Genomic DNA, 23,933 nt, shown 5'->3' on the forward strand with positions numbered 1-23,933 from the left:
GTGTTGAGAAGAATTGGAATTCCGTAATATAGTATAAAGATAAAAAATATACGCCGGGAACTTTACCCGGCGTATGGTCTTAATGATTGATCCGTTGGATAAAATCATCCAATTTCTCTTTATCTTTCAGCTTTTCATTGCATTCATCACTGTCCTGACAAATATAATTCCCTTTCTTTACAAAGGTTCCATGAGCAGACGTTTTGGATTCAGAAAGGTAAAGCCCTATGCTTCCAAACGTGTTACATATCGTACAAAGTCCTTTCTTGTTGCTGTTTTTGAATGTCCCTTTAAAGCCTCGCAACTTCCCTTCGTATTCTGCAACGATATATTTCCGTTCCTGACTGTAATCGTTCCAGCCTAGATAGGAAATGTCTTTCAACTCTATTTCATCCAATGCAGGTGTTTTTAACTTCTTTACCTTAGGGAATAATTTTTTCACAGCGGAATCACTCAATGCGGGAAAAGGGATCACGAATGGCTTTAGTCCAATCAGGAAGTCCTCTGCCTGCTCTGTATCCCGGATAGTAACAATCGATTGGAGTTCCTTCAGTTGCAGTGGGGATAGGTCTTCGAATAGATTCATCACCTTATCGTACACGAGTCCTCTCAATGCTTCGAGAACACCAAGATCATTTACCGTTGAATACCCGTTAATCAGCGCCTGTGTTTGATACTTGATAAAATTGTATTGATCATTTCGAATAAATGGATCCATCATTATCGCTCCTACATCTAAAACATTTTACACTCTTTTATTTTTTCAGCCATGCAGATAAGCATGTGCTCTCTCATATACTATATACCCTTATATGCTTTCTGGATATGTAGAGTTTCACTTAGAATTAATATATACACTGAAAAAAAGCACTGATACAACTCAGTGCTTTTTGTAAACGATTTTCTTGATTGTTTCACTTGAAAGGTAATATTCACAGGCCAATTCTTGGATCGGCTTTCCATTTGAGAAAGCTGCTTTAATTTTGGCATTTCGTTCATCAATGATCCTTCTGCTACCAGAACGGCTCCCCCACTTTCGGTACTCCGCTTTTCGCTTGGGTATATAAAGGGTTTCCCCCTGTACATATTTTTGAATCTCTTTTAACAATGATTGAGGTAACACGCTTTCCGCTTTTACATATTTCATTTCAGTCAGCTCCTTATCTTCTACCTGAATTCAGTCAATAAGGTGCAAAGCCGACTTACTAGAAATGAACTTTCAGGGCGATCAAATTAGATACCTTCCCATGCAAAGTGTCGCCTTTCTAATAATAGGCTTTGCATGAGACGCTTGGGACTCTGGCAAGATCGATCTCATTACCATGTCACCACCTCCTTCAACTATTTTCTTCTATTATAAAATAAATCCCCTTTATATCCATAAATTTTATTCTTATATAAACGATTTAACACCATGAATATGGTATAATCTTCTAAATATTATAAAGGAGATGTTCCCATGTTTTCATTCACAGTAGATAAAGAGATTTCAATCGAGCTATTTCAACAGCACCATAAGGAGGAATTATACGAGCTGATTGATTCGAACCGGGATCATCTTCGTCAGTGGCTTTTATGGGTGGATAAACGCCGATCACCAGAGGATTTGGAGCCGGTCATCCCTATTTGGATCAGGAATTACGCCGATAACAACGGATTTGATGCAGGGATACGTTATCATGGGAGATTAGTCGGTATGATCGGGTTGCATTATATTGATTGGAAAACGAAAAGCACGAGCATAGGATATCTCCTCAGTGAAGAAGCACAAGGTAAAGGGATCATCACACGTGCCGTTTCTTCCCTTGTAAACTATGTATTTAACGAATTGGATCTCAACAGGGTGGAAATCCAATGTGCCGTTAACAATGAGAAGAGCAGCGGGATTCCGATACGTTTAGGATTTACAAAAGAAGGAATCACACGGGATGGCCAGTGGTTGTATGATCATTATGAAGACCTTGTGACCTATAGTATGTTGAAGAAAGATTGGCCGGTTTCATGAAATCAACGGTATAAAACCACCAGATTAGAAAACTGGTGGTTTTAAGTTCAGTCCGCTCGTATCACTTTAAATGCCTCATTACCTCTTTCCCGATCAATATCAGTTGTCAGAAAAGGTTCTAGTTTTAAACCATGTACCCTCCAAGGCACTTACGTAACGTTGGGCAGACTCCTGTACTCTCTCATGCGCATTTTCCATTACAACGCGATGGAAGGCATTATATAAACGGGCAAACTTCATTTCTTCCACTTTCGACGCCATCTCTTTTACTTTTGAAGCCGGAAGGGGAATAAGGTTTGGGTAACTGTACATAAAGCTGACCCACTTCCGGTCTGCCACTACCTGGATTATGTCCCCTGTAAGAAGGATGCCATTGCCATTGAAACCTGATTTCCATTCCAGGACGGCACCCCCTTTGAAGTGGCCGCCAAGTCGATGGATAGTGAGTCCGTTATGTAAATGAATAGATTCACCTGACCAATAAACGATGTGATCACTTTCCCTCATTACCCATTCCCGGTCATCCTCATGAATATAGATGGGCACGCCGAAAACTTCCGCCCATTCTACTTGAGTCGAATAATAGTGAGGATGAAATAAGGCGATGGCGTCCAAACCTCCCAATCTGGTGATCTCACTGATTGTTTCTTCATCAAGATAAGAAATGCAGTCCCATAGAAGGTTGAATCCTTCTTGTTGAACGAGATAAGCCGTCTGTCCGATGGCAAAATCCGGGGATGTTTCCACACTGTATAGACCAGGTTCTTCCAGAATGATTTTGTTCCTGAAAGATTCCGCCTTCATGTTTTCCAATGTAGTCCAGGATTGACCGGTAGGGTTGACATATTGCCTCTCCTCCTCACAAATCATACAGCGTTCTGGGATTTCTGATGTTTTTTCATACTGAACTCCACATGTTTCACAGATGTATCGATGCAGAAGAAAACCTCCTTTGAGAAAAATTGTAAATTATTACATTATTATTCTATAAAACGTTCCTTCCATTTGCAAACCAATTCAATCATCCGGATATTTTCCCATACACACATGTATCGGTTAATCGTTCTCCATCGACTGATAGATCTTCATTTCGAAGGATTCCTTCTAATTCATAGTCGAGTCTTTCGGGAACCGCCCTGCTTTTGTCATTCGTCGATTCACATCTTATCTCCACTCTTTTTCCCTTCAGCTCATTCAGAGCGAATTCGGTTAGTTTCCCGACCGCTTCTGTCATATACCCTTTTCCACTCATTCTGGTGTCGATCCAATACCCGACTTCAAATTTCGGAACATCCCAATCAATGTTGTGGAAACCTGTAGAACCGACGAATTCATTGGTATCTTTCAAAAAGATCAAGTACCTTAGGCTTTCCCTGGTAATAAACTTGGCATGCGCTTCACGGGTGTTCGTCTCCGTATCTTCAACAGATGGGTTACTTCGGGCGAAGCCCAGCCACGGCTGTAATTCGGATAGAGAAGCCTTGATCGCTGCATTGACTGCATGACCGTCACCCGGCTGAGGCATCCTTAGTTCCAGTCTTTTTGTTTCAATCACAGTAGGAACATCGACTAATACGGAATTCATTTCATAACACTCCTTTGAATAAAATAAAAAGCCCTCCCCCTCAAGAACTGAATCTTAAGGACGAGAGTCATCACCTCAGTCATCTGCATTGTACAATTCCTGCCTTAACGAATTATCCCTATAGACCAGATTTATACAGAATCCTGAACATTTCGTTTTAATTGGAAATATTTTAAATTATTGAAATTATAAGGGAAAGTCCACTTCTTTGTCAATATACCTGGTATACTATTATTCGCCTATACTAAATATGAATAATACTCTATACTAAAGAAAAAAGATTCAACTGGAGGACCAAAATGACTCACTATACAATCACTACTTCCATAGGGGATCAATTGATTGAAAGAAAACAGGAAATCGCCAACTCGATTTTCTCTGAACTTGCCACATCATACCCCGAGCTATATGTCGAAGAAAGAAAAAATGACAGTCTGCCATATTTTGTACAGCTCATTGAACTCATTGGCAATGGATTATTGAAAGGAAAAAGCTTTGAGACTCATTCAAAGAATTGGGGGAAAGAGGTTGGAAGACTTGCTTCCGGTCAAGGAATCCCTCTCAATATGTCAATAAGTAAAGTTTCCCTGTATAAAAAAGTGGTATTAGAAGAGGTAGTCCTTCAAAATGATGATACTTTGACGAAAGAAATCCTCCTGCAGATTACACATGATATCGACGAATCCTTTACAACGATGATTTCCGCTTTTTGTGAAGCGTATAGTGAATATGCAGCTGAGCAGTTGAAGATCTCGGAAGAAAAATATCTGTCCTTATCTACACCGGTTGTCCCCATCTTCTCGGACCTCGCTGTTCTGCCTTTAATCGGTCAAGTCGATGAAGTTCGTGGAGAAATGATGGCAGAGCATGTTCTACTCGAGTGTAAAAAGCTTTCTATACAACAATTGATCATCGACCTTTCCGGTGTGTATGAAGTGAATCCGTTATTTCAACAAGGGGTCATGAAACTGATTGACAGTCTTAAATTACTTGGAATTGAACCTATTTTATCAGGAATGCGCCCCGAGATGAGTATCGAATTCGTTCAAATTGGGATTAATATTTCAACCATTAAAGTCTATCAAACACTTAATAAAGCCGTAGAGGCTCATTAATCACTTCTATGCACATGAAAAAGGACCTCATTCGCTGAAGTCCTTTTTTATATGTATATGAGATAGATAGCGTAAGTTAGATTAGCCGATCAGGCTGTTTTCCTTGATATGATAATAAGAAATGATGGTCTTCGTTCTTCATTTTTCAAACTCGGCATTAGTTTAATTCCTTCTCCGGTGGGCAGGGGTTCATGCATTTTTTCCAACATGAAACCATGGCTAATAAGCCCATTAACCAAGGTCGGTATGGTCCTGTGATATTTGATCACTCCGTCTACATACCAATGCTGTTCCCGTTTCCCTTCTTCCCTGTAATGGTCAAGTGCCCAGTGCAACCGGTCCCCATCTGCATTTTGCCACCAATTTTTCATTTCCTTTCTAGCGGTTACGACTGGGTGCTCGGTTGAGTAGATCAACAACCCGCCCGGCTTTAAAAAGCCATAAAGCTTTCGGATCAAAGATTCATAGTCTTCTATATAATGGATCGCCAGTGAGCTTACAATTAAGTCAAAAGGTTCTGTTGGAATGGTTAGGTCTTCAATCGGACTGCAAACGTATGTAATATTTTCGTCTTTATTTTCTAGTAATGCCCTTGAGATCATCTTTTCAGAAATATCCACCCCTACGACGGCGGATGCACCCATTTCAATACAGTATTTCGACAACTCCCCGGTTCCGCACCCAAGATCCATTATCCGTTTCCCCTTCAGATCTGGAAGGGCATCTTTCATTGCAGGCTGTTCAAGGAAATCATTATAGGTCATTTTGGAATCACGCAAATTCATGTATCCTTCAAAAAATGTGGGATTGTCATAAATATTTTGTTTCATAGTTTTCCTTCTTTCTCTTATTATTCAATGGTTTCACAAAAATCGGCCAGGCTCAAAAACACTTTTCGTCAGGTCCCTACTAAAAACATAGGCGGGCATAGTACCCAGCACTTCCATACTTCCACTCTTGAATTTCAGACCGGTCTCTTCACTTAGGGCTATGACAGGCTTACGGTATTCTTGAATAAACTGATGAATCAGCGGGTCATTTTCTTCCTCATAATGACACCATATAGAAAAGTCATTGAGGAAAGACAATCCGTCTCTCTTCTTCAATTGGACATCATTATCATCCATATGGATACACGTTGCTATATTACTGCCCATGACAATCGCACCGGCACTGCCGCCGTAAATCATGCCGCCTTCTTCTTTGAAAGCCGATAAGTGGATGTGGAAATCCGATTGAAGAATAGTATGCATTAAACTGAACGTGTTTCCACCCCCTATATACACAGCAGAGTATCTCTTAAGGTCATCCTGGGTCTTCCCCCTAAGATCCACCCACATCGTAATGTCTTTAACCCCCAAAGGTACAAATACACTCTTGATCCACTCATAACACGCCTCATACGAAATATCCCCCGGATCCATAGCCATCGGCAGATATAATAATGACCTCGCACCAGCCAATTCATCCGCAAACACCCTATCAATCGCCAACGTCTGATCCCTATCCCCACCGCCGGAAAGATACAATGCACCCATTCTAACCACCCCTTCCTATTGAAGGGACGGACCTCCAATTTCTGCCACACAATTATCATAATTATAGCAATAATCAGGGTTTGTGCCATCTTTTATTATCAGTTTGGAGGTCCGTCCCTCTATTTTGAAACTCGTTAAATCTTGAACAAGTATTCAAAAATCATCGGTACCCTTTCTCTCCATGCCACTTCGTTATGCTCCGCACCCTCAACTATTTCAAAACGACTGTCCTGGACTTTTTCTTTGAGTATACGATAGACATTCATACTTGAATCGATGTAGGTCAAATCATCAATGGTTTCTGTATTTTCTTTTGTGCCGATATCAATGTAAAAACGTTCCACCGGTGATAGATCACTTTCTTTGATCAAGTCCTCGATTTCCAGTTGATTGAACCAATATGCAGATGAAATGGAAGCCACTCTTTTAAAAATATGAGGATACATGCACGCGGCATAGGTCGATATCAGTCCACCCATTGAACTTCCAGCCATGCTGGTTTCATCTGGATTCGTCCGGTACGTACGATCGATCAGTGGCTTTAATTCATTTACGATAAATTCAATATACTTCTTTCCCTCTCCCCCTATCGATGTGCGATCTGCTGAAAACACATCAGTCATTTCCGCACTTTCCCAAGGACCATATTCGTCCAACCTCTTTAATCCTTCATTGCAGTCGATCCCTACTACAATGAGATCCATCTTTTCCTTTTCTAGATATTCTCCGATTCTCCATGCCATTCCATATCCAGCATCTTCATCCCGGTAAAGATTTTGCCCATCATGCATGTAAAGTACTTTGTACCTTTTGGTTTCCATTTCATGATAATTCTCCGGTAAATAAACACGTACTGTTCTTTGCCGATTCAATGGGGTTATAGTCACTTCAAAATGATCATACATTCTTTTAACCCTCCACTTTTTATACTAAGTGTAGCATGAGAATGGGGCTTTCTGATAAAAAGTCAAAACATTATGTAAAAAAAAGAGAAGCTGCTCATGAGCTTCCCAATTGAGGACTTATTATTGACCGAATACCTTCCCACTTGCATCAACATAAATCGTTTTGATGAGGGTCCGTTTGAATCTCTTTCTATCCTTTTCAGCGTCTATATCAATGGTTACGTTGTAAACGCCTTCGCCCAGTGTTGGTAGTTTCAGTGTACCGTCCTTAAGTTTCAGCTTGCTTTCTTTTAACTTCCCATTCTCGTAATATTCGATTGTTGTTTCTTGTTGGAGCTTCATCTTACTGTCCATTTTCTTTAAGCTGATTTCACCCCTATCAATGTTCACCTTCACAGCATCGTTCACTGTACTCTCTAAAGAAACATTCATAAGATATTTTTCTGGATTTGCAGAAGTAGATTGGAGAGTCCACTCACCAGGAATAGGGTTTGGAATCGTAAGAGTATAATGATAAGCCCCGTTAAAATATTCCCCTTCGTCTTTTTTTACATTGAAGGAAGAATGTATTGTCTGTTTCGGATCCTTCAGGGTCAAGCTGGAGGAAGAACTATTACTTATCCAATCGAAGGTGACTGAATCAGCACCTTCTTCAACAAGGACTTTTTCTTGTTTTTTCCCCTTCGTTTCTCCGCCTCTGACGTACGATGCTGCGTCAGGATTGAAAGTTGTAGATTGCTCACTGCTTTGAACATTTGCACCTGATGAATTGACCGTACTTTCATTTAAATAATCTTTGAATAAGTTAAATGTGGACGATCCCTCCTTGATGGTGAAATGGTTCCAGTCCCCCACCCTCAATTCTGTGGCATACGGCAGTCTGGAACTATTGACCGTAACAGCACCGTCATTGCTTCCATAAGGACTCAGATATAATCCACCCCAGTAAAGCGAGCTTCCAAAGCTTCCCCACTTTGTCCCTCCAAACGTATAAATTGGATTTTTATTTACATTCACATGCTGATCGGTTTCCGACCGGAAGTATGCCATATACCCAGTTTGCAGGGAGTAGGTGGCATCATTCTTACTGCCAAGGATGCCGGCAAGCCAACCTGCCCAGCTGCTATATGCCAAGTCCGCCAATTGTGAGCCGTGATGAGGTGTAGACAGGGTGATCACTCTTGAAACATAAGGAAAGGCACCATAGTGAACGAGAGCCGATTGAGTATCGATTCCTCCTTTACTATGGGCGACAACCACCACTTTCTCTCCGTAGTAATTGTAAATCTCTCGTATTTTTTGGGCGAGGAGCGCTCCGTTGTCCCACATATTCTTTGTAGGGTACAGGTCGATAAAAGCGGATTCATAACCATTTTGATAAGCGGTGTCGTACATATTGTTTTCGTTCCACCATGTATTGGAAGAGCTGTTTAAACCATGAACAAAAAGGATTGGTTGTTTAAAAGGAGCAACATACGAGGGAGTCGTACCTACATACCACTGTCCCGGAACTCCAGAAGGATCATCATTTCCGAAAGATCCGGCCTGACTCCAGGTTGGCAGGAGTAAAAACAGTGCCAAAATTGTCATATTAATTTTTTTGATCATACACTCGCTCCTTTTCTGTAGTAATAAACCTGTAAAGTATATCGACATGATTCAGAAGATATGCCCGGATTGAGAAATATGTGAAGAAAGGTCTAAACGGTGATGTGAGATTAGTAAGAATGACTCAGATGGATGATTTTACTATTAAATGGTCAATCATTCCACTTATATTAAACTTGTGTGAATCTATGTGTTCATTCTTTTATTATCGTAAAAGCTATGCTATAGTATGATCAGTTGATTTCGATTATCGATATCGCATATCGATATCAAGCGGAGGTGATAAAAGTGGAAGAGAAAGTCTTACGGAAACTATTCCTCGGTTTCATTCAAATACACATTCTTCATCATGCCAAAGAGGAGCCCATTTACGGGACATGGATGCTGGAGGAACTGAGAGAGCATGGATATAGCATCAGCTCCGGTACTCTGTATCCGATCCTGCATTCGATGGAAACTGACGGCCTGTTGATAAAAGAAGATAAAAACGTGGACGGAAAAATCAGGAAGTACTATTCCACCACTGACAAAGGAAGTGCAGTCTTGGTAGAGGCCCGACACAAAGCGTTCGAGCTCTTTAAAGAAATCAAAGATTGATAAGAAGGTGAATCACAATGAAAACAGCTATGAATCTTAAAACACTTTTAGAAATCCTTATGATTTCAACGAGACTTGGCTTCACCTCATTTGGAGGGCCTGTTGCCCATCTTGGTTATTTCCATGAAGAATATGTGCGCAGAAGGAAATGGATGGATGAAAAAAGCTATGCTGATCTCGTTGCCCTTTGTCAGTTCCTGCCTGGACCGGCAAGCAGTCAGGTCGGGATGGGTATAGGCATTATGCGTGCCGGCGTGCTTGGGGGTATTGTTTCTTTTCTCGGATTCACTCTCCCTTCGATTGTAGCATTAATACTCTTTGCACTCGTCCTCCAGGGTGTGGGGGTGACGGATGCTGGATGGATCCATGGATTAAAAATCGTTGCAGTTGCAGTAGTCGGTCATGCGATCTTAGGGATGGCACAAAAGTTGACGCCGGATTTAAAGAGAAAAGCCATTGCCCTGTTCGCTCTGGTAGTCATTTTGATGTGGCAGACCGCCATCTCCCAAGTGGCAGTGATCCTTCTGTCTGCTCTTATCGGCTTCCTACTCTATAAACATCATGCTTCTGATCAGGAAGCAAGAGTGAAGGTCCCGATTTCCCGCAGGTTAGCGGTGGTCTGCTTATCGATATTCTTCGGATTATTAATTCTCCTTCCGATTATCCGGGAAGCAACCACATTGGAATGGGTGGCACTCTTTGATAGTTTCTACCGATCCGGGTCTCTGGTCTTTGGTGGGGGCCATGTTGTATTACCTCTGTTGGAACGTGAATTTGTCCCGACAGGTTGGCTGACCGAAGAACAGTTCCTTGCAGGGTATGGTGCAGCCCAGGCAGTTCCGGGTCCCCTTTTTACGTTTGCAGCATATATTGGAGCTGTCGTAAACGGATGGAAAGGTGGACTGCTAGCGACGGTTGCCATTTTCCTTCCTGCATTCCTGTTGATTACAGGGGCTTTGCCGTTCTGGGATTCCCTTAGGCAGAATCCAAAGATAAAAGGCGCGTTGATGGGGGTGAATGCAGCAGTCGTAGGAATTCTGATTGCGGCTTTCTATCACCCGATCTGGACATCATCGATCCTTGCTCCTGTGGATTTTGCATTGGCGTCTATTCTGTTCAGTATGCTTGTGTTCTGGAAGCTGCCACCTTGGATGGTAGTAATTGCAGGGGCACTTGGAGGGCTTGTAATCAGGATGATGTAGTAGGATAAAGAAATACAGAAATGAGCCAGGCGATGATCGCCTGGCTCATTTCTGTATTATTAATATTAGAGAAAACTTATCTTCTTATAAACCGGTACGCCAGATATGCAATATACAATGGGGTTGCAATGTAAATTAAATAAGGAAATTCTTCATATGTCCCTTTGAAGATCACATACAATAATGCCCCGATAAAGATTGTTACGATCGTCCCATACTTAGGTAACGGAACTTCTTTCAGGCTCGGTATCCTGATCCTGCTCACCATCAGAAAGCACATCGCTGTAAAAATGACCGTCGTCACGATATTCGGAATCCAGTTACCGAACAAAGTAAGAATGGCCAGGATCCCTCCGGCAGCCGTTATAGGGACGCCGACAAAATAATGCAGGGATGATTTCGGCGGACTTGTGTTGAATCGTGCAAGACGGTATGCACCGAATAAAGGGAATAAACCTGCCACTATGAACCCTAATAATCCGAATTGGAAGAAGTATGTATAGTACACAAGGAATGATGGTGCGACCCCGAAGGTCACGATGTCCGCCAATGAATCCAATTCCTTCCCGAGAACACTGTCTGCATTGAGCATTCTTGCAAGTCTCCCGTCCATACTGTCGAGCATCATGCCAATGATGATTAAAACTGCTGCATTTTTAAATTGTCCATTTGCCGCAAATCCGATGGATAAGAATCCGCAATATAAATTCCCCAGGGTCACCATATTGGGGATTTTTTTCGTTAGTTTCATTTTTAGTCCTCGCTCTGCCAAATATTCTATTAGTATTAGAATACCATTTTATTCATCCTCATAAAGCTGTGTCATAAAAAATTTCAATATTTCCTGTAAAAAAGTCCTTTTTTAATTTACAAACCTCAAAATTAGACATACTATAAACAAGGATGATATTAACACAAATTGAACGGAATCACATTCTTAAAATATATGGTGATGATTATATGATTAGAAAAAAACTAAGAGAAATAAAGTGCCTGACTTTAAAACTATTACGCCTTAAAGATAATGCTCATAGCATCGCTTTGGGATTCACGGTTGGCTTATTGATTAATTTCGTACCTTCCTTCGGCATCGGTCCTGTCATTTCTACAGCCAGTGCAAAAATATTCAAGGGAAACCCGTTCGCGGGATTAGTTGGCGGGGTCTCTTTAATCTGGGCTTTCCCTTTCTTCTTCTATTTGAATCTTGTTGTAGGACATCTCTTCTTCCCGGTTGATTCTTCGGGTGATGCAGTAGGGGTTGGAATACAAATAGGAAAAGCTTTCATTACAGGAATGATGATCAATATCCCTTTATGCGGGATCCTGATCTATGCCATCATGAATTCTGCCGTTAAAAAATATCGAGGGACATTGCTGACGTTTGTTCAAAGAAAGTGGAACGTATAACCCTCCCTCTTTTACTTTCAAATTTTTGAAACTCTTTCACGGATTCATTCGTATATATTTTTATAATGAATTCTTACTTATGAATACCACATTTTATACTATTTCGTCTCGCACTTTGTTATAATTTAACTATTACAAGTCGAGCATAAAAGGAGAAAGAGGAGGATCGAAATGACTGGAACCATAGCTGTGATCATGATTTTTTCCATACCCATTCTCGGTATCGTTACAGACCATTTCCAAAAGCAATCCAAGCTGAAGCAAAAAATGATAGAAGATGAACTCGAACTCGAAAAACTCAAACATGAAAATTTCGTCATAGAAACCCAAAAAATGAGGCTTGAATTAGAAAAGATGAACCTTGAGGATCCCAAGGAAAAAACGCATACGATTTGAAGAAATACAGTGAAAGAGCCGGTCACAAAGTGGCAGGCTCTATTCCATGATTATGTTAAATATTCCTCCGCTAGGGATGGGTTGAGATACCTTGCCATTCCCGTTTTCAAACTTTTCATACCGTGTTTTCTATAGAAAGCTTCATTGCCCGTAGTCGAAATCAATAAAACACAAGATACATCCGCCAGTTGCTCCAATAAATCCTTCATAATAACAGTCGCAATCCCCTTCTTTTGATAATCACGGTGCACGACCACATCATAGATCGTCGCGTTGAATACTCCATCCGTCAAGGCTCTACCCACCCCAACGATACGCCCTTCTAAAATGGCCAGAGATACGATATCACTTCTGATAAATATTTTGGAAATCACCTCATCTGTATGCTTAAGCCACCCTACTGAATGGTAAACATCTTTCATTTCATTCAGCCTCTCTGGTTCAAAACGGTTCAGGATTCTTACGCTCACCGTTCCCCCTCCTTACTTTCTATTATGAATATCATATTTTATTTTCAAAAAATCATAGCTGCTTCCATTCTTTGGTTCGCTGAATGCTCCAATCCCACAAACCAATCTCCTTTTGGATAGCGTAAATCTATTAACGATTTTCCTGTTACCTCATTTCCCCCTTCAATTTGTGAATAACATCACTTACTTGGAGTACTCCCACGTTCCCCTCCTTCCTTTTTCTGAGTGACACCGACTGTTGCTGGATTTCTTTATCACCTACGACCATCATATAAGGAACTTTCTGCATCTCGGCTTCCCTGATTTTCAGCCCCATTTTCTGAACGCGATCGTCCAGTTCCACCCTGAATCCTTCTTTTTCAAGCTTTGACTTCACTTCTTGGGCATACGGGATATGAGCTTCAGATATAGGAAGGATTTTCATTTGATGGGGAGCCAGCCAAAGGGGGAAATCTCCTCCAAAATGCTCAATGATAATGGCCATGAACCTTTCAATCGATCCATAAATGGCCCGATGAATCATGATCGGTCTCTCTACACGGTTATCTTCACCGATATATTCACACTGGAATTTTTCAGGCATTTGAAAATCGAGTTGAACCGTTCCGCACTGCCAGCTTCTTCCCAGACAATCCAGAATGTGAAAGTCGATTTTCGGTCCGTAGAATGCTCCATCTCCATGATTGATATGATAATCGACGCCCCTGTCCTCTAATACACGTTCAAGATCCCCTTCCGCTTGATTCCAAAGGTCAACAGATCCCATAAAATCTTCCGGGCGAGTTGAAAGCTCGACTTTGTATTCGAAGCCGAATTTTCCATAAAACCGATCAATGAGATCGAGAACTTTATGGAGCTCTGCACGAATCTGATCTTCCCTTACGAATAGATGGGCATCATCTTGAGTGAAAGAACGGACTCTCAACAATCCGCTTAATGACCCTGAAAGCTCATGACGATGAACCAACCCAAGCTCACCATAACGAATAGGTAATTCCCGATAGCTTCGCCGCTTACTTTTATAAATCAGGACAGCTCCAGGACAGCTCATTGGCTTAATGGCGTATTTCTGATCATCCACCTCTGAGAAATACATGTTTTCATGATAATGATCCCAGTGACCCGACTTCTCCCATAATTCCTGTTTCATCATGATGGGTGTCCTGATCTCCTGATAGCCTGCCTTCAAGTGCTCCTTTTTCCAAAATTCCTCCAGTTCATTCCGCAAGAGCATCCCCTTTGGTAAATAAAACGGCATTCCTGGTGCTTCTTCCATGGAGATGAATAATTCCAGCTCTTGACCCAATTTCCTGTGATTTCTTTTTTCCACCTCTGATTGAATAGACATGCCTTTTCCTCCTTAAAATTTTGTATATAAAAAAACCGCACCCATCCCTAACCAAGGGACGAATGCGGTCGTGGTACCACCCTAATTCCGAAGGCCCAAAAATCCAATTGGTCCTTCGCTCAAGTAAGATAACGGTTTTCCCGATCATGGATACTGTCATTTCCCCATAATAGCTCCAAGGTGGTAAATCATTTTCCTTTCTTCAGGGCTTGCAGCCTAATGACCCTGTTCTCTGATAAGAAAATGGAAATGATTCGTGTCCTCTTCATAGCGCACAGCTTCATTCAATTAAAAAAACCGCACTCATCCCTAACCAAGGGACGAGTGCGGTCGTGGTTCCACCCTAATTTCGAAGTATAAAATAAAATGCTTCGCTTAAGTAAGATAACGGTTTTCCCGATCATGGATACTGACTTCCCCATGATAGCTCCGAGGTGGTAAGACATTCAATCCTCTTCAGGGCTCTCAGCCGGTGACCCTGTTCTCTGATCAAGAAAATAGTGAATGAATCATGTCCTCTTCTTTGCTTTCGTATAGTATATTCTTAATTCTGATAAAAGTGTTATTGAAATTATATGGGAGTATTTTCTACCTGTCAAGTGTACATTATACAAAAATCAGTAAAATAATTCCAACAAGAACCAGACGGTAAATGGCAAATGGAATCAACTTGACTTTATTGATCACTTTTAAGAAAAAGCGGATCGATAAATAAGCAAACAGGAATGCGCTGATAAAACCGACAAGTAAAAAAGGCATGAATTCAGCATTAAAATACATCCAGTTCTTCATCAGGGACAGTACGCTTGCACCCAACATGATCGGTACAGCCATAATAAAGGTAAAATCAGACGCTGCACGGTAGCTTAATCCAAGCAATACACCACCTGATATGGTAGAACCGGACCTTGAAAAGCCCGGCCATAACGACAGACATTGTATCAGACCAATCAACAACGCCTTCTTGTGAGTGATCTCATCAACGGTCTCCACCGTCTGTACCTTTGGACGGAACACATCTGCAGCGATCATAAGGAACGCTCCGATGGCTAACCCTGCAAGGACCGTATTTAGTGAAAACAGATGTTCATCGATATAGTCTTCAAATAGTAACCCAAGGATGACGGCCGGGAGCAAGCCAACCAATATATGTGATAGCTTTAATTTTGATGTTCTTTTTCCTTTACGGGAATACATTCCCAGTAAATCCTTGAATCTGTCCCGGAACACTATGACTACCGCAAGAATGGATCCAAGTTGAATGACTACTTTAAACGTATTGGCAGGATACTTTCCCAATACTTCTTTGGATTTGATCCAAAGATCGTCCACCACGATCATATGGCCTGTAGAGGATACTGGAGCAAACTCCGTCAAACCTTCTACCATACCGAGAATAAATGCTTTAATCAGTATTACAAGTTCCATGTTCATGTTCTCCTCTAATGAAGATGATATTTTTTGCTGACTCGTTAGAAGGGTCATCAATCTAGATAATAGTACTACAAGGACATGAAGGCGACAATAAGTATTTATACATCACCCCGTGCAGAAAGAATAAAAAAACACAGAACCAGGAATATTCCCGATTCTGTGCATCTTACGTGGAGCCGTCAATGAATGTCTTTTTTCTTAAACCTTCCTCCTCTTACCTCTGCGATATCCGCTATCGCCAGAAACGCGGAGGGATCATGCTCAGCCACGATGTCCTTCAACTTTGCCTCCTCCAGTCGTGTGATGACACAGAATATGACCTTTTTGTCATCTCCTGAAAAGGCACCTTCCCCCTTTAAATATGTGACACCCCTGCCTAACCGATGAAGGAGTGCGTCTCCAATCTCTTCGTAATTCTCACTGATGATCCAAACGGATTTAGATTCATCCAGTCCTTTAATCGTAATATCTATAAGTTTAAATGCAACATAATAAGCGAGTAGAGAATACATAGCCCTATCCCAGCTGAAGACAAAGCCTGCACTGGCTAAAATGAAAAGATTCACGAACATGATGATTTCCCCAACAGAGAAAGGAAGCCTTTTACTTGATAGAATGGCGAGGATTTCAGTTCCGTCAAGGGAACCGCCGTACCTGATGACCATGCCTACCCCAATGCCGAGAACGATCCCTCCCAATAAGGATGCCAACAGAATATCTTGTGTAAAGGCTGCGACTGGATGTAGAAAGGTGGTAGAAATCGAGAGAACGATGATCCCATAAAGCGTAGAAAATGCGAAGGTTTTACCGATTTGTTTATAACCGATGAAGAAAAAGGGGATGTTCAAGATAAAGATAAAAAGTCCCAGCTTAATGCCCGTTATGTGTGAAAGCATGATGGAAACGCCTACAATCCCCCCATCGATGACCTGGTTGGGAACAAGGAAAATCTCAAGACCGACAGCCATGATCACAGCACCTACCGTGATCAGGAACGCCCTCTTCACCACTTCTTTCAATGGGATTTTCTTATGCATGACTTTCACCTGCTGCCGTTGATGCAAGACCTGTCCTTCGATCATCATCATTCCTCCTCATGGAATACTCTATCAGAACGGCCGAATCACCCTATGCACTTGGCAACACCCAACTATGTATCATACTCTTTTCATCCAATAAGCAAAAATAAAGCCTGTATTAAATATATATTCGATTCTCCCTATTAAAATACCTGCTTATAGAGAGGGACGGACCTCGGAATAAGTCACATTTACGATCTCAAACTCGCTTGTAACATGCTTCAACACTGCATTTCCTAATAATGATGGTTTAAAAATCCAAGCGATTTAGAGGTCCGTCCCTGAAATTTGACTAAAAGGGGGAAATGAAGTATTTTTAATATTTGTATGTCTTGTGTTATCAGACAGGGAGCACTTGGGGTTCCTTTAGTCAATTAGTTTTGGGGGCTTTTCTTTGATTACATTAATGAAAACTCTATTGGTCAATATTACGATATTATTATCTTTTACTTATAATGCAAATGTTCTATTTCCATTTAAAGAAAAACAGGATTCTATTTTCAAACATAAAATCACTTATGGGCTGGTTGGATCCTTTGGGGCCCTTCTGTGCATGTTGTATCCCATCGAAACGCTTGGAGCCACCCATTTTGATTTACGGATGATTGCGATCCTGATCTCAACCATATATGCAGGATTATTATCAGGTTCCATCGTGCTCGGGTGTGTCATCATCGTCAGATATTTAATCGGAGGTCCTTACGTTGCAGTGGGTATCGCCGTTTCAGTATTGGCTCTCGTGATGGGTATGATCTTTCGGAAGATGCTCTTGAAGACGCAATACAAATTTTTAGGAAGCACCCTTATCTTTTTAATCCACTCCATTTTATACATTACGATTATTAACGTCTATATTCCAATTTTGCATCTGCCTTTTTATATTATTTACTTTTCTGTCTTTTATTTTACCTTTCTCTCACTAGTGTTCATTATCGAACACCTGATACGTACGAATAAACAGATTGAAGAAATGGTATATCTTGATAAACTGAATATGGTTGGACAAATGGCGGCTTCGATTGCCCATGAGATCCGTAATCCCCTTGCAACAGTAAGAGAATTCATACAGCATCTAAGCGAGGATTCACAGGATAAGAGGTTAAAGAGGTACTCCCCCCTCATCCTTAATGAATTGGATCGAACGAACAAAATTATCACGGACTACTTGAGCGTAGCAAGGCCTAGCGGATTTCAACTGTCAAAGCTTAACATTGAAGATGTCATCGGGGATTGTGTGGATCTGTTAAGACCTTTTGCAGCTTACTCCAATACTTCCATCATTTTTCATGAGACCGGCTCCCATCATATTAGAGGTGATGAGGACCATTTGAAGCAAGCCATCATGAACGTTATTAAAAATGGAATCGAATCTATTGAGAGTCAAGGTGAAATTTCAATCACCCTAAAAGACGATCCCTTTTCTCGCTCTATCCATATCAGAATCTCAGATAACGGAAAAGGAATGACCCCGAATGAGTTAAAGAAAATCGGTTTACCCTTTTATACAACGAAAACAAAAGGAACGGGATTGGGAAGTATGGTGACAAACAAACTTATTCGTGAAATGGGCGGAATGATTGAATATGAAAGTGAAGTGAATAAAGGGACTGTTGTAAAAATCAAATTGCCACTACTTCCTTAAATATAAAAGAGCTTGAACCCAAGCTCTTTTCTTATGGTCTTTTTCACCCTTCCCCCGCAAACTGTGATAAACTGTTTTTATCAGTATTTTCCAACATTTTTTGAAAAAAGGAGTCGAACAATGAACAAAAGATGGACATTTCTATTTGTCATGGCTGTAATCGCTTCACTGAGTATTATTACGATCTTAAACAGACCGACGGAAAAAGACTTTGAAAAGTGGCTCCAGGAAGAATATATGATCGATTGCAATGAAGATTGTTCCATCATCGAAAAGAATAGTGTTAATGGAGATATAACAGAGAAGATAAAATTTGCTGATGAAAGAGGCACCTATTCCCCTGGACTGTTCACTTTACGTATAAGTAGACAGTATAAGAGCCTGGACGATCCTTTGCATATCATACATATCGATGTGATTGGTTTTAATGGTAGGTTTTATCCCCTACATTCTGACGATGAATTATAGAGTTTATTGTTTACATAATAAAATTATGATCATAACATATTGTCTTCACATTAAGAACCCCCCGGCGCTCACTTAAGCCGGGGGGTTCAATTGCTTTTCTATTCCAGAAATCTCAATAAATCTCCATACAGAATGTCATCTGACATCCTCAACTCTTTTCTAACCGTTTCCTTAAATGGATCGCATTGTGATTCACTGACAGGCTCCTCACTCTTTTTATTGTAGCAGACATTATCCTGGAAAATATACTTGTCTGTAATGAAATCCCCATCACGGAAAATTACGGGATGATCTTCATTCCGCGTGAATAGGCTATGACCAAATGAAAGGGCATTCTTTGGGTCTATGCCCATCAAATGCAGGACCGTCGCCCGGATATCGATTTCCCCTCCAATAGTGTCGATGGTTCTCGCTTTTTCCCCCGGAACATGTATAATCAGGGGGACCTGCTGAAGCTTGGCATGATTGACGGGAGTATCCTTCTGACCCAAAAGCTCAAATACCCCCGGTTCATATTTCTCGGAAATCCCATAATGATCCCCATAAAGGACCACTACCGTATTCTGATACATCCCATTTGCCTTCAGCTTTTCAAATAATGTTTTGATCGCTTCATCCTCGTAGCGAACCGTTGTGACATATCGGTTTACAACATCTTCATCCGTAGAAGCTGTATCGATGAATTGATCATCTTCTTCCAATAAAAAAGGGAAATGATTCGTCAGGGTTATAAGACGTGTATAAAAGGGCTGTGGGACCTTCTCAAGATATGACATTGTCTGCTCGAAAAAAGGAATATCCTTGATCCCATAATTGATTGAATTTTCTTCTGTTACCGTATAGTCTCTCTTTGAAAAATAGCGATCGTACCCCAAGGTCTCATACATCATTTCCCGGTTCCAAAATGTCCGATCGTTCCCATGAAAAACAGCTGCATAGTAATCTTTTTTCCTTTTTAGCATATGTGGAAGGCTGACGTAGGTATTATCCGGTTTTCTCACAAAAGCTGACCCGCTTGATAATGGGTACAGCCCGGTATCAATCATAAACTCGGCATCCGACGTTTTCCCTTGTGCCGTCTGGTCGTATATATTACTGAAGTAAAAGCTGTCCTTTATCAGGGAATTCAAAAATGGTGTGATTTCTTCTCCATTCACTTTCGTGTTGATAACGAAGTTCTGGGTAGATTCCATGCTGACTAAAATCAGGTTTTTCCCCTCAGCAACCCCAAATAAGTCAGAAGGGTCTTTCTTCTTTGCTTGAGTATACTGCATGGGACCCTTGGTGTCAGATTTGCTCGCAAGCAGATGGGAAAATGGGTTCGTTGCGGCAATTCCTATGTCATACATGTGATAATTATAAGGGCCAACGGATTTAACCATTTGTTCCCTATCGTAGGACTCGGCAAATAAATAGGGGGATTTCAATAATCCCAATCCAATGGAAAGCACCAATAATGAAAGACCAATGCCGATATAGGTCAACTTCCATCTGCGAGGCAAGATGTCAGAAGCCGCTCTGCCCCTCTTCAACATCCATCCTGCAATGATGATATCAGCCATTAAGAGGAGATCCCATGGGCTCATCAATTCAAACGTACTCGGTCCGATACCCCCTACATTCTTGAATTGAAAAAGAATGGGGACCGTTACGAAATCAGAATAGAATCGAAAGTAAAGAAGATCAGCATAAAGGAGACCGGTCGCAATCCCCATAAAAAGGACTACCAGTATCTTCTTGACCCTCTTAAAGAAAAAAAAGCTGAATCCGATAAATATCATAATGGAACCAACCGGATTCAATACTATGAGCAAAATGTCCAGAAAAGTATCTATGTGGAGGTTGAACCCTATTAGAGAGACCAAAACGGTTTTGATCCATAGAGAAAGCAGGGCAAACCCAACCAGTTTATGTGTCTTAAAACGCGTAAAGAAATCTTTCATCCTACTCATTTCACTACCTTTGTTCCAGTCATACTGTTATATTCCCTGATGAGTATTGTCATGGCATTCAAAACCTCTCGTTCATTGTGTTCACCCATGAGTGCCACCTGCACCCAATTCCTTTTGATCAAATATTCACTTTCATAGCTTAATAAGATACCCCTGCTTTTGCAGGCATCTCCGAATTGTCTACTACACTGTTCCCTATTTAGTGCAATGGTAATCACACCGGGGGAAGAATCTTCCCCCCCTAAGATATGAAAACCTTCATCAGCCAACATCCGCCTTACCTTCTTGGAGATTTTCAAGGTCTCATCATAGTCAATCAACTGAAGAGCTTCTTTTAAAGAGGCCAGTAGATTAGAAGAATGCGTATACGGAATACTTCTATTACAAGCATACATACCCACATCCAGATATCTGGGTATTGAATCACTTGGTTCGATTACTTCACGATGAAAGATCAGGGCAAGTCCTGGATACGAGCCAAGTCCTTTTCCGCTTACCGAGCTGGCGAGAAACACGTTATTAAAATCGACTGGAACCGTTCCGACCGAACTGCAGGCATCGATACAAAGTTCTACTTTGTATTTTTGACAGAGGGGAAGAATTTCTTCTACATTATATAAATAACCTGTTGAGGTCTCACAATGGACCGTCCACAGCCACTTAATATCGGGATCACATTGAAGGACGGTTTCGATTTCTTCCAGCGTAATATGTTCATTCCACTCCTTTTCGAGTGTATGATAGGTTAAATCGAATCGTTTACCATGATCCATCAATCTGCTGCCGAATTCTCCGTTTGAAAGAATCAGACCTTTACCCGGTAACTTTTTCAATTGAGCTGCCATCATATCATTTGCTAACGTTCCCGTTCCCACTGCCACCTGTACATGGTTCGTACCCGTCATATCACGTAAACCCTCTCTTACAACTTCCATTTCGTGAAGAAAGGAACTGCTTCTATGAGAAGTTGCGTCCCTTTTAAACGCGTCCTCCACCCTTGTATGACGCGGCACTGGACCTGGCAGAAAAGACTGGGTGGTTATTGCACCCGTTTTACGGACCATTAAGCGTTGAAACGCTTTTGTTGAATTCTCGAAGCTAGCACGGGTCAGATACATGGGTTGAAATCTTGCTTCCTCTTCTCCCACAAGTTCAGCAAACGGTAGAAATCCCATCCGCTTATAAAGTCTAAGCTGACGTACCGTGCCGGAAATCAGTGCCATAGTAAATCCATGCTCCAAACAATAGGACACGAGGCGGTCACATAATTGATAAAAGACCCTTGTACTTCTATACTCTTCTTTAACTGAAAGGAGCCTGATTTCACATGGGACGGCCTGAACAGGTAGATACTCATCCAGATTGTTCAGCTTTTGATCCAATGAAAAGGGCCGTTTGGACCTTACGGCAATCATCCCGACGACTTCCTTATCAGCTTTTGCGATTACATATGTATTCTCATCGTGAAATTTATCCACCAGTATATGATTTTCATTTTCTTCGTGCTGAGGGATTTCTTCTACGAAAGTTTGATAATTTAACGTGTATATTTGTTGAAATTCATCTTCTTCGCATGCAATTTTATATTCTAAAGGATTATTATTCATACTTGTACCTCCTATGTTTGGACGGAATGATGAAATGATCGGTTTTGGAACAATAGGACAGTTATAAATAGAGCCCCAAGGCCAGCAGATATAGTGAATGAACCTTCAATCACATAGGCGGTTATCGGGATGGTACCCATTGAAAGAAAACCTGAGAATGTATATCTCCTAATGATGATGTATAAACCGCCCATCATAATAGCGAAAACACCAATACTTAACGGACAGAGAAATAATGCTGAAGCCAAATAGGCTACAACCCCCTTCCCCCCATGAAATCCGAGTTGAATGGGGAACAGGTGCCCGATCATGATCAATATCGCACTTATGATCAAATAGCCCTCCCCATCCGTCAGTATAGAAGTGAAGGATAATGCCAGTATAACTTTGCCGGCGTCTATAACGATAGTCAGCAAAAACCCTTTCTTACCTGCCACTCTGCCTGCATTCGTTGCGCCTACATTGCCGCTTCCGATCTTACGAATATCCTTACCAGTGAACCATTTCACTATATAATAAGCGCCTGTAATGCTGCCCAAACCGTAAGAAACCAATACGATTACACTCAAGATAAATAGTTGACTCATCAAACCTGCTCCCTGCTTTATATGTTAATAGACGATTGAAGCAAAAGGAAAGTTTCATATCTTTTACCTTACACCTTTCCCTTTCTTCTTTAAAAGATAAAAAGGAGCATAGAGAAGGAGAAATAATAAAAGACTCACCCCTTCAAGTGAAAGGAGATACCAGGGATACTCCCCTAAATAATCAATCGGGCTTCTGTTATACGGTTTATGCATGAGAAACATGTAGTTTGCTCCTACCACTTTATTTACTGCATACGCTATGACTGCGATTCCATTCAATGCCGCAAACGCCCTGATCAAAGATCCGAATGACAGTCTGTACGCTTCTATCCACACCATGTACAAACATGATAGAACAATCGACAAATGGGCCATAAAAAATTGAAAGTACCTAAAATGAGGAAACCCAAAAAATAATTCAGGTGTGACAATGGCGATAAATGCCCCTGACATACTGGAAAAGAAACTGATTTCAAAAATTCTATAATTATTGCTTATAAGCATGATGGTACAAAGATACAAAGACAAAGAGCATAATTGAAAAGGTAAATTTATCGTTACATCCCACTGATCATTCAAACCATACCAAAGCTGAAAAGACACTTCACTCAATACGAGTAAAAAAATCAGGAACCATTTCACCCAACTCTTCGCCCTGCCCTTTAGACGATTTCTAAAGATAAATAAGCCCGTCATGCATCCTACAGAAAAAATGACCGCTGCCAGATGAGAACCTGAAAACAACTCAAACGGATACTCCTCATACCTGAAATTCAAAACCTCACGAATCAAAACCTCAAATCCCCCCTACATACACCCACCTATACTATATTCTCCCAACATGCCTCCATTTCCTTTAAAGGGACGGACCTTGATTTCACCTCTTACTTTCCTGATTTACAGCATTTTATGCGCCATTCTTTAGGGACGGACCTTTCATGCCAATATGTATATTCCTTCAACCCATTCTAATCCAGAATCAAACACA

25 protein-coding genes and 1 other annotated feature are annotated in these 23,933 nt (G+C 41.1%); of the genes, 8 read left to right on the forward strand and 17 right to left on the reverse strand.

The features are described 5' to 3' along the window. Nucleotides 1-79: 79 nt before the first annotated feature. Both ATG71_RS16425 and ATG71_RS16430 read right to left on the reverse strand, forming a co-directional pair. The gene (locus ATG71_RS16425) at nt 80-721 is read right to left on the reverse strand and encodes a FusB/FusC family EF-G-binding protein (RefSeq protein WP_353616288.1); all 642 of its coding nucleotides are present in this window, start codon (nt 719-721) and stop codon (nt 80-82) included. A gap of 159 nt (nt 722-880) precedes the next feature. Next, the gene (locus ATG71_RS16430) at nt 881-1,147 is read right to left on the reverse strand and encodes a CD3324 family protein (protein WP_098440591.1); all 267 of its coding nucleotides are present in this window, start codon (nt 1,145-1,147) and stop codon (nt 881-883) included. A 312-nt stretch (nt 1,148-1,459) separates the two neighbouring features. On the opposite strand from ATG71_RS16430, the gene ATG71_RS16435 reads away from it, so the two are divergent. Further along, nucleotides 1,460-2,005: a GNAT family N-acetyltransferase gene (locus tag ATG71_RS16435; protein ID WP_098440593.1), complete on the forward strand. Its 546-nt coding sequence runs from the start codon at nt 1,460-1,462 to the stop codon at nt 2,003-2,005. 99 nt (nt 2,006-2,104) lie between these two features. Here ATG71_RS16435 and ATG71_RS16440 read toward each other — a convergent pair whose 3' ends face one another. Together ATG71_RS16440 and ATG71_RS16445 are read right to left on the reverse strand one after the other, a co-directional pair. Beyond that, the gene (locus ATG71_RS16440; protein ID WP_098440594.1) at nt 2,105-2,944 is read right to left on the reverse strand and encodes an MBL fold metallo-hydrolase; all 840 of its coding nucleotides are present in this window, start codon (nt 2,942-2,944) and stop codon (nt 2,105-2,107) included. An 82-nt stretch (nt 2,945-3,026) separates the two neighbouring features. Further along, nucleotides 3,027-3,590 carry a GNAT family N-acetyltransferase gene (locus tag ATG71_RS16445; protein ID WP_098440596.1) on the reverse strand — a complete coding sequence of 188 codons (564 nt, stop codon included), beginning with the start codon at nt 3,588-3,590 and terminating at the stop codon, nt 3,027-3,029. A 299-nt stretch (nt 3,591-3,889) separates the two neighbouring features. Between ATG71_RS16445 and ATG71_RS16450 the strand changes: the two genes are divergently transcribed. Further along, a complete protein-coding gene (locus tag ATG71_RS16450; RefSeq protein WP_098440598.1) occupies nt 3,890-4,705 on the forward strand; it encodes an STAS domain-containing protein in 816 nt (271 codons plus the stop codon). 89 nt (nt 4,706-4,794) lie between these two features. Here the strand turns inward: ATG71_RS16450 and ATG71_RS16455 are convergent, their stop codons facing one another. From ATG71_RS16455 to ATG71_RS16470, 4 genes are all read right to left on the reverse strand, one after another. Continuing rightward, the gene (locus tag ATG71_RS16455) at nt 4,795-5,535 is read right to left on the reverse strand and encodes a class I SAM-dependent methyltransferase (protein ID WP_098440600.1); all 741 of its coding nucleotides are present in this window, start codon (nt 5,533-5,535) and stop codon (nt 4,795-4,797) included. A gap of 33 nt (nt 5,536-5,568) precedes the next feature. Further along, nucleotides 5,569-6,243: a Type 1 glutamine amidotransferase-like domain-containing protein gene (locus ATG71_RS16460; protein WP_098440602.1), complete on the reverse strand. Its 675-nt coding sequence runs from the start codon at nt 6,241-6,243 to the stop codon at nt 5,569-5,571. 134 nt (nt 6,244-6,377) lie between these two features. Beyond that, nucleotides 6,378-7,148 (reverse strand): alpha/beta hydrolase, encoded by a 771-nt coding sequence (locus tag ATG71_RS16465; RefSeq protein ID WP_098440604.1) that lies wholly within the window; start codon nt 7,146-7,148, stop codon nt 6,378-6,380. 120 nt (nt 7,149-7,268) lie between these two features. Beyond that, nucleotides 7,269-8,756 carry a lipase family alpha/beta hydrolase gene (locus tag ATG71_RS16470; protein WP_098440606.1) on the reverse strand — a complete coding sequence of 496 codons (1,488 nt, stop codon included), beginning with the start codon at nt 8,754-8,756 and terminating at the stop codon, nt 7,269-7,271. A gap of 288 nt (nt 8,757-9,044) precedes the next feature. On the opposite strand from ATG71_RS16470, the gene ATG71_RS16475 reads away from it, so the two are divergent. Beyond that, complete coding sequence (locus tag ATG71_RS16475) at nt 9,045-9,353, forward strand: PadR family transcriptional regulator (RefSeq protein WP_098440609.1); 309 nt, start codon at nt 9,045-9,047, stop codon at nt 9,351-9,353. A 17-nt stretch (nt 9,354-9,370) separates the two neighbouring features. Then, on the forward strand, nt 9,371-10,555 hold the full coding sequence (locus ATG71_RS16480; RefSeq protein WP_098440611.1) for a chromate transporter: 1,185 nt from the start codon (nt 9,371-9,373) through the stop codon (nt 10,553-10,555). A 76-nt stretch (nt 10,556-10,631) separates the two neighbouring features. Here ATG71_RS16480 and pssA read toward each other — a convergent pair whose 3' ends face one another. Further along, nucleotides 10,632-11,306: a CDP-diacylglycerol--serine O-phosphatidyltransferase gene (pssA, locus tag ATG71_RS16485; protein WP_034759788.1), complete on the reverse strand. Its 675-nt coding sequence runs from the start codon at nt 11,304-11,306 to the stop codon at nt 10,632-10,634. Nucleotides 11,307-11,515: 209 nt separating this feature from the next. On the opposite strand from pssA, the gene ATG71_RS16490 reads away from it, so the two are divergent. Next, the gene (locus tag ATG71_RS16490) at nt 11,516-11,962 is read left to right on the forward strand and encodes a DUF2062 domain-containing protein (protein WP_179886566.1); all 447 of its coding nucleotides are present in this window, start codon (nt 11,516-11,518) and stop codon (nt 11,960-11,962) included. 171 nt (nt 11,963-12,133) lie between these two features. Next, on the forward strand, nt 12,134-12,358 hold the full coding sequence (locus ATG71_RS16495; RefSeq protein WP_098440614.1) for a hypothetical protein: 225 nt from the start codon (nt 12,134-12,136) through the stop codon (nt 12,356-12,358). A 50-nt stretch (nt 12,359-12,408) separates the two neighbouring features. On the opposite strand, the gene ATG71_RS16500 is transcribed toward ATG71_RS16495, so the two are convergent. The 4 genes from ATG71_RS16500 to ATG71_RS16515 form a co-directional block, all read right to left on the reverse strand. Continuing rightward, complete coding sequence (locus ATG71_RS16500) at nt 12,409-12,828, reverse strand: GNAT family N-acetyltransferase (RefSeq protein ID WP_483295312.1); 420 nt, start codon at nt 12,826-12,828, stop codon at nt 12,409-12,411. A 145-nt stretch (nt 12,829-12,973) separates the two neighbouring features. Next, nucleotides 12,974-14,176 carry a threonine--tRNA ligase gene (thrS, locus tag ATG71_RS16505; protein ID WP_098440615.1) on the reverse strand — a complete coding sequence of 401 codons (1,203 nt, stop codon included), beginning with the start codon at nt 14,174-14,176 and terminating at the stop codon, nt 12,974-12,976. Between the two features lie 51 nt (nt 14,177-14,227). Continuing rightward, nucleotides 14,228-14,454 (reverse strand) — a binding site (T-box leader). Between the two features lie 328 nt (nt 14,455-14,782). Further along, nucleotides 14,783-15,604 carry an undecaprenyl-diphosphate phosphatase gene (locus ATG71_RS16510; protein WP_098440616.1) on the reverse strand — a complete coding sequence of 274 codons (822 nt, stop codon included), beginning with the start codon at nt 15,602-15,604 and terminating at the stop codon, nt 14,783-14,785. A gap of 185 nt (nt 15,605-15,789) precedes the next feature. Then, entirely contained in the window at nt 15,790-16,647 is an 858-nt protein-coding gene (locus ATG71_RS16515; RefSeq protein WP_483295343.1) for a YitT family protein, read from the reverse strand. A 436-nt stretch (nt 16,648-17,083) separates the two neighbouring features. On the opposite strand from ATG71_RS16515, the gene ATG71_RS16520 reads away from it, so the two are divergent. Both ATG71_RS16520 and ATG71_RS16525 read left to right on the forward strand, forming a co-directional pair. Continuing rightward, nucleotides 17,084-18,331, forward strand: a complete 1,248-nt coding sequence (locus ATG71_RS16520) for an ATP-binding protein (protein WP_098440617.1) — start codon at nt 17,084-17,086, stop codon at nt 18,329-18,331. A 120-nt stretch (nt 18,332-18,451) separates the two neighbouring features. Further along, entirely contained in the window at nt 18,452-18,799 is a 348-nt protein-coding gene (locus ATG71_RS16525) for a hypothetical protein (protein ID WP_098440618.1), read from the forward strand. A gap of 98 nt (nt 18,800-18,897) precedes the next feature. On the opposite strand, the gene ATG71_RS16530 is transcribed toward ATG71_RS16525, so the two are convergent. From ATG71_RS16530 to ATG71_RS16545, 4 genes are all read right to left on the reverse strand, one after another. Next, nucleotides 18,898-20,751 (reverse strand): LTA synthase family protein, encoded by a 1,854-nt coding sequence (locus tag ATG71_RS16530; RefSeq protein ID WP_098440619.1) that lies wholly within the window; start codon nt 20,749-20,751, stop codon nt 18,898-18,900. Next, complete coding sequence (locus tag ATG71_RS16535) at nt 20,748-22,358, reverse strand: aminotransferase class V-fold PLP-dependent enzyme (RefSeq protein ID WP_098440620.1); 1,611 nt, start codon at nt 22,356-22,358, stop codon at nt 20,748-20,750. Before ATG71_RS16535 ends, ATG71_RS16530 begins: the two co-directional genes overlap by 4 nt. Nucleotides 22,359-22,369: 11 nt before the next feature. Continuing rightward, nucleotides 22,370-22,945 (reverse strand): glycerol-3-phosphate acyltransferase, encoded by a 576-nt coding sequence (locus ATG71_RS16540; protein ID WP_286163042.1) that lies wholly within the window; start codon nt 22,943-22,945, stop codon nt 22,370-22,372. Nucleotides 22,946-23,008: 63 nt separating this feature from the next. Further along, on the reverse strand, nt 23,009-23,737 hold the full coding sequence (locus ATG71_RS16545; RefSeq protein WP_286163043.1) for a YwaF family protein: 729 nt from the start codon (nt 23,735-23,737) through the stop codon (nt 23,009-23,011). Nucleotides 23,738-23,933 lie beyond the last annotated feature (196 nt).

Source organism: Bacillus sp. es.034, assembly GCF_002563655.1.
GTDB lineage: Bacteria > Bacillota > Bacilli > Bacillales > Bacillaceae_B > Rossellomorea.